Origin of the sequence: Massilia forsythiae (assembly GCF_012849555.1) — a bacterium.
Taxonomy (GTDB): domain Bacteria; phylum Pseudomonadota; class Gammaproteobacteria; order Burkholderiales; family Burkholderiaceae_D; genus Telluria; species Telluria forsythiae.
The window spans coordinates 5,947,818-5,960,500 of the sequence record NZ_CP051685.1; the positions used below are offsets into that span (position 1 = coordinate 5,947,818).

At 67.7% G+C, this 12,683-nt stretch carries 11 protein-coding genes; 3 read left to right on the plus strand and 8 right to left on the minus strand.

What is annotated here, in order from left to right; genetic code table 11:
- Nucleotides 1-42 precede the first annotated feature (42 nt).
- The 5 genes from tssE to HH212_RS25005 form a co-directional block, all read right to left on the minus strand.
- Nucleotides 43-564 carry a type VI secretion system baseplate subunit TssE gene (gene tssE / locus HH212_RS24985; protein WP_170204935.1) on the minus strand — a complete coding sequence of 174 codons (522 nt, stop codon included), beginning with the start codon at nt 562-564 and terminating at the stop codon, nt 43-45.
- Between the two features lie 62 nt (nt 565-626).
- Nucleotides 627-1,118: an Hcp family type VI secretion system effector gene (locus HH212_RS24990; RefSeq protein WP_170204936.1), complete on the minus strand. Its 492-nt coding sequence runs from the start codon at nt 1,116-1,118 to the stop codon at nt 627-629.
- 41 nt (nt 1,119-1,159) lie between these two features.
- A complete protein-coding gene (tssC, locus tag HH212_RS24995; RefSeq protein WP_229217453.1) occupies nt 1,160-2,659 on the minus strand; it encodes a type VI secretion system contractile sheath large subunit in 1,500 nt (499 codons plus the stop codon).
- A gap of 3 nt (nt 2,660-2,662) precedes the next feature.
- Nucleotides 2,663-3,172, minus strand: coding sequence for a type VI secretion system contractile sheath small subunit (gene tssB, locus HH212_RS25000; RefSeq protein WP_170204937.1), 510 nt, complete (start codon nt 3,170-3,172; stop codon nt 2,663-2,665).
- Nucleotides 3,173-3,202: 30 nt separating this feature from the next.
- A complete protein-coding gene (locus tag HH212_RS25005) occupies nt 3,203-3,676 on the minus strand; it encodes a tetratricopeptide repeat protein (protein WP_229217454.1) in 474 nt (157 codons plus the stop codon).
- 341 nt (nt 3,677-4,017) lie between these two features.
- On the opposite strand from HH212_RS25005, the gene tssJ reads away from it, so the two are divergent.
- The 3 genes from tssJ (at nt 4,018) to icmH (ending at nt 6,831) form a co-directional block, all read left to right on the plus strand.
- A complete protein-coding gene (tssJ, locus tag HH212_RS25010; protein ID WP_170204939.1) occupies nt 4,018-4,641 on the plus strand; it encodes a type VI secretion system lipoprotein TssJ in 624 nt (207 codons plus the stop codon).
- Between the two features lie 85 nt (nt 4,642-4,726).
- Complete coding sequence (tssK, locus tag HH212_RS25015; protein ID WP_170204940.1) at nt 4,727-6,073, plus strand: type VI secretion system baseplate subunit TssK; 1,347 nt, start codon at nt 4,727-4,729, stop codon at nt 6,071-6,073.
- A complete protein-coding gene (icmH, locus tag HH212_RS25020) occupies nt 6,070-6,831 on the plus strand; it encodes a type IVB secretion system protein IcmH/DotU (protein ID WP_170204941.1) in 762 nt (253 codons plus the stop codon). Before tssK ends, icmH begins: the two co-directional genes overlap by 4 nt.
- Before the next feature lie 246 nt (nt 6,832-7,077).
- Here icmH and HH212_RS25025 read toward each other — a convergent pair whose 3' ends face one another.
- The 3 genes from HH212_RS25025 to tssM are packed head-to-tail and all read right to left on the minus strand — an operon-like array spanning nt 7,078 to nt 12,652.
- Nucleotides 7,078-7,872, minus strand: coding sequence for an OmpA family protein (locus HH212_RS25025; RefSeq protein ID WP_370663945.1), 795 nt, complete (start codon nt 7,870-7,872; stop codon nt 7,078-7,080).
- Nucleotides 7,866-8,843 carry a type VI secretion system-associated protein TagF gene (gene tagF, locus HH212_RS25030; protein WP_170204943.1) on the minus strand — a complete coding sequence of 326 codons (978 nt, stop codon included), beginning with the start codon at nt 8,841-8,843 and terminating at the stop codon, nt 7,866-7,868. The genes HH212_RS25025 and tagF overlap by 7 nt, the downstream gene beginning before the upstream one ends.
- Nucleotides 8,840-12,652 (minus strand): type VI secretion system membrane subunit TssM, encoded by a 3,813-nt coding sequence (gene tssM, locus HH212_RS25035; RefSeq protein WP_170204944.1) that lies wholly within the window; start codon nt 12,650-12,652, stop codon nt 8,840-8,842. The genes tagF and tssM overlap by 4 nt, the downstream gene beginning before the upstream one ends.
- Nucleotides 12,653-12,683: the final 31 nt, after the last annotated feature.

Sequence of the window (12,683 nt, forward strand, 5' to 3'; positions counted from 1 at the left end):
ACGCGGTGTGGACGCGGCGGCGGTCGGAATCGCGGGAAAGCTTCAGGGCCGGAAAACGCGCCCGGCCTTGCTGATCGCGTAGTGCAGCGAGGATGGCTGCAGCACGGCGTTGAAATTGACCGGCTCGGCGCCGCCCGCCGCCTGCAGCGAGGCGTTGATCACGAAGTGCAGGCGGTTGACGCTGCCGTGTTCCTGCTCCAGCGAAGCGCTGACGTTCTTCAGGCGCGGCTCGTGGCGCTCGATCGCATCCTTCAGGCTGGCGCAGATGGCGGCTCGGTCTTCGCTGCTGGACAGGCAGAAGCCGGCGAAGTCGACCAGGCCGTAGTTGAGGATCGAGGCGCGCGCCTCGGGATAGGCGTCCAGCTGCCCGGCGGGAAAGCCGGCGCGGGTATTCAGCAAGGCTTCCAGGTCGCGCGCCACGCAATCCTTGAATTGTTCGAGCCCGAGGCGCGGAGCGGGTGTCGCCGGCCCGGCGCCCTGCCCTGCGCCGATCAGGCGTTCCAGCAGCCCGGGCGTGGCGCCGTTCGGATGGTGCGGCCCATGGTGGCCGTTGGTCTGGTTCATCGCAGCTCGGAGGTCGTGAAAAGGCGCGCCGTGGAAGGCGCGCCCGTGTGATGACGCGAGCGTCAGGCGATCTTGTTGGTGGCCAGGTCCCAGCCGCCGGACGTGTTGCCGCCGGCGCCGCCGCCGATCTTTTGCTGGGTGTACTTCCACTTGACCTTCGAAAACTTCAGGCCGACCGCCTCGTGCATGAAGTCGCCTTCCTTGACGGCCGGCTTGATCGAGCTGACCAGCACGTTTTCCAGCTCGATCTCGAAGTACTTCACGCGTTCGCCCTGGCCGTCGGCACGCATGAATTCGAATTTCGCCTTCGGGATGGTCTTGCCGGACGAGCAGGTCTGCAGCAGCACCGGCGAGGACAGGTCGGCCAGCTTGGAAATCGCGATCTCTTCGTGTTCGCAGCGTTCGGCGGTATGGCCGCCGCCGGTCGAGGCAGTCGCCGATTTCGGCTGCAGCACGCCCCAGTTGACCGACTTGCATTCGATCCAGTCCTTGTGCTTGTCGTCGGCCGACTCGCCCTTGATGCCGTCGATTTGCAGGTAGACGTCAATTGCCATGTTTTACTCCAGAGTAAAAGGTTGAAAAGCGGTGGGAAAAATCAGGATTTGGTCGACTGCGGCAACTCCGCGACCAGTCGGAGCGAAACGGACAGTTCGTCGAGCTGGAAGTGCGGGCGCAGGAACGACACCGCGCGGTACACGCCCGGCCGGCCCGGCACCTCGGCCACCTGCACGCTGGCTTCGCGCAGCGGGAACTGGGCCTTCTGTTCCTGGCTGGCGTTGTCGTCCAGCAGGACGTACTGGGTCAGCCAGCGGTTCAGGTAATCCTCGACGTTGGAGGCGGCCGCGAAGCTGCCGATCTTGTCGCGCATCATGGCCTTCATGTAGTGGGCGATGCGCGAGACCGCGAAGATGTATTGCAGCTGCGACGACAGCAGCGCATTGGCGTTGGCCGCCTCGTTGGCATACTTGCGCGCCTTTTGCGCCGACTGCGCGCCGAAGAAGGCGGCGTAGGCCGTGTTCTTGCAGTGCACCAGCGAGATGAAGCCGAGGTCCGACAGTTCTTTTTCGCGGCGGTCGGTGATGGCCACCTCGGTCGGGCATTTCAGCGCGACCTCGCCCTCGTCGGTCTTGAAGGTGTGGGTCGGCAGGTTCTCGACCAGGCCGCCGCCCTCGACGCCGCGGATCGCCGCGCACCAGCCGTAATCCTCGAACGCCTTGGTCAGCTTGGCGGCGAAGGAATAGGCGGCGTTGCACCACAGGTACTTGTGGTGGTCGCTGCCGTCGACGTCCTCGACGAAGTTGAAGCCTTCGGTGGCGGTGCCGTCCACCGGGTTGTACGGCAGGCGGCCCAGGAAGCGCGGCAGGGTCAGGCCGACGTAGCGCGCATCTTCCGATTCGCGGAACGCCTTCCACTTGGCGTATTCGACCGTGTCGAACACCTTGGCCAGGTCGCGCGGGCGACCCAGCTCGCCGAAGCTTTCGACACCGAACAGTTCCGGCGCAGCCGAGGTGATGAAGGGCGCGTGGCTGGCCGCGGCCACGTGCGACATCTGTTCCAGGAAGTAGATGTCCTCGGGCTGGCGCGAGACCTCGAAGTCGCCGATCAGGGTGCCGTACGGGGCGCCGCCGAAGCTGCCGAATTCTTCTTCGTACACCTTCTTGAACAGGGTGCTCTGGTCGAATTCCATGGCCGACTGGAAGTCCTTGACCAGCTCGCGCTTGGTGGCGTTGAGCATGCGGATCTGCAGGCCGCTGCTGGTGGTGCTGTTCTTGACCAGGTAGTGCAGGCCGGTCCAGCTGCGTTCCAGCTTCTGGAATTCGGGCGCGTGCATCACAGCCGACAGCTGCGCCGAAATCATGCGGTCCAGTTCCGCCAGGCGCGCATCGATGGTGGCCGACAGGTTGGTGGAGACCACCATGGTCCCTTCCATCACCTGCGTCACCAGTTCGGAGATGATGTCGCGCGCACGCGCATGCTCGCTGGTCGATTTCGCCACCCGGCTCTGCTCGACGATCTGGTCGAGCAGGCCGGTATCGAGTTCCAGCGCCCGGGCCGGCGCCGGCGCTGCATTGATGTTGTCGAGAATGGCGGCCATCGGTCATTCCTCCTTGGCGCCGCCGGCCTTGCGCAGGCTGCCCAGCTTTTCGGTATTGTTCAGGACCTCGCTCAGCATGTCTTCCAGGCGGTCGTTGCCGGCCAGCTTGTTGCGCAGGTCGGCCAGCTTGCTGCGCGCGTCCAGCAAGCCCTTCAAGGGCGCCACCTGCTGCACCACCGCTTCGGGACGGAAGTCGGCCATCTCGCGGAACTGCAGCTGCACCGCGAATTCGCCGCCTTCGCTTGACAGGTGGTTCGGCACGCGGAACGATGCCACCGGGGCGACGCCGCCCAGCACCTCGTCGAAGTTGTCGGCGTCGACATTCACGAAATTGCGGTCCTTGAGGCGCTTCTTGGCCGCATCCGGATCGCTGCCGAAGTCGCCCAGCACGCCGACCACGAAGGGCAGTTCCTTGTTCTCGATGGCGTCGCCGATCTCGACGTCGTAGGTCATCTGTACGCGCGGCGCGCGCACTTTCTGCAGGCGTTTCTGCACGCTTTCATTCTTGGCCATGGGGTCTCCGGGGATGGTGATGATGCGGGCTCACTTGAGCGCGCCGAACGGATCGCTCGAACCCGCACGCGGCGCGGCCGGGGCGGCGGGATTGGCGACGACTTTCTTCGGCACGTCCTTGGCGCGTCCGGCCGCGCCGCGCGCGCCGCCTGGCACCAGGATTTCTTCGTTGAGGCTGGTGCGCAGTAGCTTGGCCAGGTCCTGCGCCTCGGTGCGCACGTTGCCGGTCAGGTTGTTCTTCTTGCTCAGGTCGGTCAGCGCCTTGCTGGTCACGCGCAGGCCGCTGACGGCGACGATGCTGTTGGCCAGCGTGTCGTCCGGGTCGCGCTCCAGCGCTTCCAGCGCGTTGGCAATGGCGTCGCCGTAGTTGGTGCTGTCGAAACGCATCTGGGCCATGCGCACCCAGGGCGTCTTGTCGGTCGGGAAGGTGCTGCCGGCCTGCTTCAGGATCGCATAGGCCTTGTCGTTCTGGCCGGCCAGGACGGCGGCGTCGACTTCGGCCATGGCGGCAGCGATGGTCGGCGCGCCCTTCCTGGCTGCGGGGGCCGCGGGCGGGTTGCCGGCGCAGGCCGCGAGCAGGGCTGCGCAGAGTACGGGAGTCGAACGGGATAACAAGCGGGACGATAAGCAGGACACGAAGCGGTGGAATGTCATTGGGCTCTCCCAGGTTGGATGCAAGCGCCAATTATTCGTGAACAGTTTCCGCAAAGAATTGCGTGCAATCAATTTTTAGTGGCGCTGTTGCCGGGAAAATTGCGCACGTTGCAGGGATGCTCATGCCGCCATCGGAACCGATGGCCGCCACCGTTCAGCCCGCCTGTCTGTCGATTCCATGGAGGTCCACGATGCCGCGCATTACCACCTCATGTCCGTTCGTGCCGCTGTTGCTTGCGCTGCCCTGCCTGGCGCTGGTCGGCGGCTGCGCCGGCGGCGGCAACGGGCTGGCCGGCGCCGCGCTGGAAGCGACCGGCCTGCGCAAGCCGTCACCGCCGGCGCTGCCGGAAGCCCTGCAGCCGCCGCGCAACGTTGCCCTGCACCTGCATGCGGCCAAGCGTCTCAACCTCGATCCGCGCGGGCAATCGCTGGCGCTGCTGGTGCGCGTCTATAAGCTGCGCCAGCGCGCCGCGTTCGAGCAGGCGCCGTATGCCGCCTTTCTGTCGCCGCAGGCCGAGCGCGAGGCGCTGGGCGCCGACCTGGTCGAGGTCAAGGAATTTACGCTGGTGCCCGGCCAGCGTCTCGACCTCAACGAAAAGCTGGCGCGCGACGCTTCCTACATCGGCGTCGTCGCCCTGTTCCATTCGCCTGCGCGCGACGGCTGGCGCCTGGCGTTTGCCGCCGCCGATGCCGAACAGGCCGGCGTGACGCTCGGCCTGCACGCCTGCGCGATGAGCGCCGGGGCGGGCGCGCCGGCCGCCGGCGCTGTGGCCAAAGCCGGGTCCACGTCCCTGGCGCTTGTGCGCTGTCAATGACGTGCCGAGAGTTTCCAGCAAGCTAGGGATTGGTAGCAACTAACGATATGCCGCAACCAACCCGTACCAGCACAAGGAGGCAAGCGTGACGACAGCGTCGAAGGTCTTGTGGGGCGAGGGATTGTTCCTGCGTCCCCAGCATTTCCAGCAGCAGGACCGCTACCATGAAGCGCGCCTGAACGAAACCGCCGGCGCGCTGCACCCTTACTGCTGGGGCGTACGCAAACTGACCATCGACGCCGACGCCCTCAAGGCCGACGTGCTGCGCATCATCGAGCTGTCGTTGATCTTCCCCGACGGCGAAGTCTATCGCGCGCCCGACCACGACATGCTGCCGCCCCAGGTGCGCCTGGGCGAGCTGCCGTCGGCGATGCAGGACATCAGCTTCCACGCCGCCCTGCCCTCGCTCAAGGTGCACGGCGAGAACTGCGCCGCGCGCGGCGAAGCCCGGCCGGACGCGCGTTTCGGCCAGCGCGAGCACGATACCCAGGACCTGTTCACCGATGCAGCGCCGGCCCCGGTGGCGTATCTGACCAAGAGCCTGCGCCTGGTGCTGGAAAGCGAAGCGCTGGATTTCTACGACAGTTTTCCATTGCTGCGGCTGCGGCGCGTGGCCACCGGCGGCTTCGAGATAGACCACGACTTCATCCCGCCCAGCCTGTCGATCGAAGGCGCACCCGGCCTGCACGCGCAACTGGCGCGCCTGATGGAAAAGCTGCTGGCCAAGGTGCACGCGCTGTACGGCCATTACCGCGAGCCGAGCAAGAACGTGGTCGAACTGCGCGGCGGCGACGTCTCTTCGTTCTGGCTGCTGCACACCGCCAGCGCCGGGTATGCGGCGCTGGCCCATTACCTGGCGCACCGCGAACTGCATCCGGAACGGCTGTTCCAGGAATTGCTGGTGCTGGCGGGCGGCCTGATGACCTTTTCGCGCAGCGTCAAGCTGGAAGACTTGCCGGCCTATGCGCACCAGGATCCCGGCCCCGCGTTCGCGCGCCTGGACGGCATCCTGCGCGAACTGCTCGACACCGTGATCTCCTCGAAATATTTTTCGATCGCGCTGTCGAACGAGCGTCCGTCGTATCACCTGGGCATGCTCGACTCGGGCAAGATCAACCACCACACCGCGCTGTACCTGGGCGTGTCGGCCGACATGGCGGCGCTGCAGCTGGTGGATATCGTACCGCTGCGCTTCAAGATCGGCGCCCCGGAAGACGTCGACAAGCTGGTGCTGTCGGCCATGCCGGGCGTGAAGCTGGTGCACGCGCCGCAGCTGCCGGCGGCGCTGCCGGTGCGCCCGGACACCTATTACTTCGTGCTGGAAAACCGCGGCGTGCTGTACGACAGCATGCTCAAGGCGCAGGCGATCTCGATCTACGTGCCGAACGGCCTGCGCGACCTCAAACTCGAACTGATCGCGATCGCAGCATGAGCCCACATGTCGAACGGCGCGCCGCGCCCACTCCGCGCAACGCCGCCGGCGCCGCGCCCCAGTCCCTGGTCGACCTCATGACCGAGGGTTTCTACGCGCTGTTCCTGCTCAAGGGCGGCAGCGGGCCGCAGGACAAGACCGCATTCGCCGACCACATGACCACGTTCCTGGGCGACGTCGACCGCAACGCCAAGGCGCTCGGCATCCCGGCGGAAGACGTCACCGCGGCCAAGTACGCGTTCTGCGCGGCGGTCGACGAGATCATCCTGCGCTCCGACTACGACATCCGCGACGCCTGGGAAACCCGGCCGCTGCAACTGCGCCTGTTCGGCGACCAGCTCGCCGGCGAGCACTTCTTCCAGCGCCTGGAAGACCTGCGCGCCAAGGGCAGCGTGCACCTGCAGGCGCTCGAGGTGTTCCACATGTGCCTGCTGCTCGGCTTCCAGGGCCGCTTTGCCCTGGACGGCAAGGACAAGCTGAACTACCTGACCGCGCGCCTGGGCGACGAGATCGCGCGCATGCGCGGCAAGAGCCGCGGCTTCGCCCCGCACGCCGAACGGCCCGACCAGATCGTCCACACGCTCGGCAGCGACCTGTCGCTGTGGGTATTGAGCGCCGTGTTCGCGCTGACGGCGCTGGGCGGCTACCTGGGTTTTCGCACCGCCCTCGCCCACGAGACCGACCGCGCGCTGGCCGGCTACAACGACCTGGTCAAACTGCCGCCCCGCTCCGCCAACGTGACCATTACCCTTCCCTGACACGCATCAAACCGGGGTCAGAGCCCGAATTTTGGCAATGACCCTGGCACAATTCGGGCGCAATTCGGGGTCAGAGCACTTTGTCGATCAATTGTTTGAGCATATCCAACGTCGACGAGCCCAGGCATTCGCAATGAAGCATTGGTCGATACAGCGCGCTCACACTCTGATTTTGCTGCAGGGCCATGTCTTTCTGAAGTGCTCTGACCCCGACATTGTGCTCTGACCCCGAATCTGACCCCGAATCTACTGGACGACCTTGAATTCGATGCGGCGGTTGCGGGCACGGCCTTCGGGGGTGCGGTTGTCGGCCACCGGGCGGTCCGGGCCTTCGCCGGAGACGGCGATCATGTCGCCGTTCACGCCGCGCCCCGCCACGTAGCTCTTGACCGCCTCGGCGCGCGCCTGGCTGAGCGACAGGTTGCCGGCGCGCGAACCGGCGTTGTCGGTATGGCCGATCACCTCGACCTTCTTGTCCTTCATGCGCAGCAACGCCACGCTCATCTGGTCGAGGATGGCCCTGCCGGAATCGGTCAGCGCCGCCTTGCCCGACTCGAATTCGATGATGCGGTCGGCCAGCGCGGCATCGAGCATGCCCTGCTCCGACGCCGCCACGCGCAGGCCGTTGTTGAGCGTGTAGCCCTGGCCCAGCTCGAGCGCGCTGTCGGCGCCGATCCTGGCGCGCTGTTCCTCGCTGGCGACGTCGCCGCGCAGGCTGACGATGACGCCGTCCACCTGCAGCTGGCCGCGGCTGACCAGCTTCAGGTTTGGGCCGATCAGCTTGCCCACCCGCTCGTTCCAATCCGGCGGCGCCACCACCCGTCCTACCGCCAGCTGGTCGACCACGCGCTCGGTGCCGTACAGCGCGCGCAGGCGCGCCAGCAGGGCGGATTTGGCGGCATCGTCGGCGACCGTGCCGGACACCACGATCGGCGCAGTCGCCGCTGCCGGCGCCGTCGTGGCCGCCCGCACCGGCAGCACGGCGCAGGCCAGCGCCGCGCCCAGGAACGCGGCGGCAAACGGGAGAGATGTGTTCACGATGCGGCTCCGATAAAGGTTTTCAGGAACAGTTCGCGCGCCAGGCGCAGTGGCAGCATCGGCTGTTCCAGGTAGCTGGCCAGTGCGCGCACGTCGATGTCGATGCCCATCTGCTCGTCGATCCAGCGGTTGTCCTCGAGGTGCACCTGCTGCTCGGCGGCGACCAGCGGATCGATCAGCGCATGCAGGGCGGCGGCGGCGGCCCCGCCGAAGCCGATCACCAGCGCCGGCCGTTCGCGCACCCGGGTCAGGAACAGCACCAGGTCGTAGCCGGCGCGGCGCACGAAAGGCGCGACCAGCGCCAGCCAGAACGCCGCCACCAGGAAGCGGGCGCCATCGTCGCGCGGCAGCGGCAACACCAGGCTCTTGTGCAGCGCCGCCGGGCGGCTGTGCATCACCGGCTGCAGCAGCAATCCCAGGCCAAGGATCGTGCGGTTGGCCGCCAGGCCGAGCTGGCTCGATAGCGAACCGACCGTATGCACGGCCAGGAACTCGGCCAGCGCCGCATCGTGCGCGGCATCCGGCTCGCCCAGCGCCGGCGGCGCGTCCAGGATCGCCTGCAATTGCGCGGCCGGATCGGCGGCGCCGAGCACGCACGGTACCGCATTCTCCAGCAGGCGCCACAGCGGGCCCAGCGCCAGCGGGCAATGCGCGAAATAGGCGGCCGGGTCGAGCAGGTCCAGCGTGCGCATGGTGAGGAAAGGATAGCGCCGCCCCGACCGGTCGCGGCTGGCGACCACGTGTCCTGCCACCGCGTGCCGGCGTGCCGGTCCGGCAAAGACGAAGCTGGCCGGCGCCATGCCGTCGTAGTTCAGCTTCCAGCGCGCGTCGGCCGGCAGCCGCGCCATCACCTGCGCCAGCCAGTCGTCGAGCATGGTCACCACCGGCTGGTCGTCGGCAGCCTTGATGAAGTCGTCGTGCGCCGGAATCTTGCCGAAGTAGCCGACCCGGCTGGCGTTGGCGGCGCGCGTCATTGCGATGCTCTCGCCAGTGCCGGCGCACTGCCCGCAGCCGCGGCCGCGGTGGCGCCGGCGGCAACCGATGCCGCCGCACCGGCGGCCGGCGCGGCGCGGCCGACGATCGCTTCCGGCAGGCGCAAGCCGTTGAAGCCGCGACTGGCCTGGGCCGCGCCGCCGCCGGCGCCATCGCTGGTGTTGGTATCGCTGACGATCTTCAGGTTGACCGCCACCGCCACGCCGCCGGCGCTCCAGCGCAGCTCGTGCACGCCGGGGCCGAGGCGCTTCTTCTCGGCGGCGCCGATCATGCGCTGCAGGCCGAACTGGCCGGGCTCGCTGAACAGTTCCACCGTGCGCCCGTCGAAAGCCACGGCGCTGATCTTCACGCCGCTGGTGCCCTGCGGTCCCGGATGCACCATGTTGACCCAGGCCGGCGGCGTGTTGCGGTAACGTAGCTGCTGGCCGTCGATCTCGATCGTGTATTCGGTCACGCCGGATGCCGCCAGCGGCAGCAGCTGGAACACCTGCTGCGGTCCGCTGCTGGCCGCCACGCCGTTGGCCGACAGCGGCGCCACCCAGCCCGGAAAGCCGCTCACCGCCTGCGGCGCCAGCGTGATGCCGAGGTCGGCCCAAGTACGGCTGGAAAGCACGTCGCCGCGCCGCACCACCAGCGGCCCCATGGTGGTGCCGACGAACTTGGCGACCGTGCCTTCCGGTCCGAACACCTGGCCGATCTCGGCCGGCGTGGCCTGGATCTGCGCCGAGGGCGCGAACGGGTATTTGGCCGCCAGGTTCTTCTGGAACGGCTCGACCACCTGGGCCTGCCAGGTCTTGTTGATCTCGGATTCGGACGGCAGCACGATCATGGCGAAGGTCTGGGTCAACGGCCGCACCAGCAGCGGGCGCAGCATCTGCTTCTGGCTGTCGCTCATCCCGGTCAGCATCTGCTCGTCCACGTATTTCAAGGCGTCGGCCAGTTCCGAGCCGCTGCCTTCCAGCGTCTGCTGCATCAGCTGCTTGGCGCCGGGGCCGGGATCGCCCTGGTTCTTCAGCGCGTTCAACCGGCTGCGCAGTTTCGACAGCGCATCCAGGTAGCCGGTCATCAGGGACGCGTCCTTTTCCCTGGTGCCGACCAGGCGCGCCACGCCGGCGAACTCCCGCCCGACCGGGCCCGCCGCGACCGGCGCCCCGCCCAGCGGCAGCGGACCGACCGCATCGGCCAGCTGGCGCGCATCGCTCGGCGCCCGGCGCAGGATCACTTCGCGGAACCATCCCTGCAGGCCGCGCTTGACCTTTTCGTTGACGACCCGCGCCTGGGCCGGATCGTCCCACACGGTCTGCTCGTACACGGTGCGCAGCAGCTTGGCCAGCGGCGAGGCCTGCGGATCGCCGAGGCGGTTCATCGCCTGCACGCTGCCCTCGAAACCATTCAGGTCGGCCACCGTCACGCCCTGCACGAACTTGGCCCATTCCTTCGCGTAGTCGGCCTTGTACAGGTCGACCAGCGCGCGCTGGATCTGTTCGGGGCTGCCTTCCAGCGTCAGGTCGTCCTTGGCCACGCTCTTCAGCACCCAGTCGGTGCTCTGCAGTTCGCGGCTGGACGCCTCGCGGATCGCGCCCTGGATGAATTTTTCCCAGGCGTCGCGGGTAAAGGCGCCGCTGACCGCGTAGCTGCCGACCAGCAGCGCCTGGTCCTGCTCGCCGACGATGCGCGCCACCGTCACCGCCGGGAAGCGGGTGGCCGCGCGGGTGCGGATGTCGGCGTACACGCGCTCGCGCGCCGGCGTGCCGCGCACCACCCGGCGCAGGTTTTCGCGCGCCGTGTCCAGCAGGCCGAGCTTGGGCGTAACCTGCGGCCAGGCCGGGTCGTCCAGGTGCGCCAGCACGAAGGTCAGCAGGCGCTCGGCGCTGCGGATGGTCTGCTCGTGCGTCATGGCGCCGCGGTTCTGGGCCAGCCAGCCGCGCCAGTAGCGGGTCAGCTGGTCGTTCAGGTGGCCCGGTTCGGCGTGCGACTTATCGGCCAGCATCAGGTAGGTTTTCAATGCGTTATAGGCATCGCCGACGTTGGTGGGCGAGGCGTCCTGGTACGGCTGGCCGGGACGTGCCACCGGCGCCGCCTTGGCGTTCGGATCGAGCTGGGCGGCGTTGGCATTCATGTCCGCGAGCAGCGCCTCCAGCGCGCCCGTTACCGGCAGCACCATGCCCTCGCGCACGCCGGCAAAGTATTCGTCGCGCAGCTTGCGCTCCAGCGCCGCGCCCTGGTACAAGCCGAAGGACAGCGCCAGCGGCCGCTCCTTGCGGTATTTTTCCAGTTGTTCGATGCGGTCCTGCAGGATTTCCAGTCCCTCCAGGCGCGATTGCAGGTCGTTGCGCCCGGCCTGCAGCTTGTTGACCCTGGCGAGGTCCGCCTGCACGCCGGTCACCAGCTGGCGGTTGCCCATGGTCGACCAGCTCCACCCGCCCAGCGCGCAGCCGAGCACGAGGGTGGCGGCGAAGAACACCCCGTACTTCATGCGCGCGGCATGCGGATTCGTATAGCGCTTGACCAGGTCGCGATCCGCGAAGATCACGTTCCTGAACAGCTCCAGCAGGAAGTAGCCGGCCTGTTCAAAGGACTGTCCCTCGGCCTGGCCGTGCGGCTGTTCGCGCAGCTTGAGGTCGAAGCGGCCGGCCACGCGCCGCGACGACAGGTTCTCGACCGTGCCTTCCTGCAGCGCGCTGGTGAAATAGAAGCCGCGGAACACCGGCTTGAACTGCCAGGTGTTTTCCTCGAACAGGGTGGCCAGGAAAGCGCGCAATTGCGGGCGCAGCGAGGCGAATTCGAGCGGGAAGGTGAACACGCCGGGCCGCATCGCGGCGCTGCGGTTGGCGCCCATGCCGGCCAGGCTCATTTCCCGGAGGCCGTCGACCAGTTCGTCGAAATGCTGGTCGAAGAAGCCCAGCACGTCCTGCGGCGTGCTGCGCCGGTTGTAGCGCAGCGTGGCGCCCCAGGCGCGCTCGCGCTCGCCGCGTTCGCTGCCATGGAAAAAGTCGGCAAAGCCGGCGACCAGATCGGCCTTGGTGAAGATGACGTACACCGGCGCATGCACGCCCAACCGCTCGGTCAGTTCCTGCACCCGGGTGCGCAGGCTCTTGGCCAGTTCGATCGAGGCGCCCGGCGCGCCGCCGGCCAGTTCGGCCACGCTGACCGCGACCAGGATGCCGTTGACCGGTGCGCGCGGGCGGTGCTTGCGCAGCAGGTCGAGGAAGTTGAACCACTCGGTGCGGTCGGCTTCGTACACGGCGTAACGGCCGGCGGTGTCGAGCAGGATGCCGTCGGTGGTGAAGAACCAGTCGCAATTGCGGGTACCGCCCACGCCCTGCACCGCCTTGCGGCCGGGGATCGGGAAGGTCAGCCCGGAATGCTTGATGGCACTGCTTTTTCCCGCCGCCGGATTCCCGATGATCATGTACCACGGCAGCTCATACAGGGCGGCGGCGCCGCGCGTCAGGCCCAGCTTGGACGTCTTGATGGTGCCGATCGCTTCCAGCATGTTCTTGCGCAGCACGGCGGTATCGCCGTTGGTGCCATCGGCGGACCTGCCGTCGCCCTCCTGCGCGGCCGCCACCACCGCGTCGCTCAATTGCGCCGCCGCGCGCTTGCGGCGCGACGCCCGCACCAGCCACCAGGCGCCCCAGGCCGCCAGCAGCACCAGGCCGGCCAGCAGGGTCCACAGCGCGGCGATCTCGAGCGTGTCCGCGCCGAGGTACAGAAGGGCCGCGAATGCGGCGAGGCCGATCGCGGTCAAGGTGCGTCGATCGGTGAAGAATTGCCGGAGTCGGGCCATGGCGGTGGAGTCGGAAGTTGAGGGAGACCAC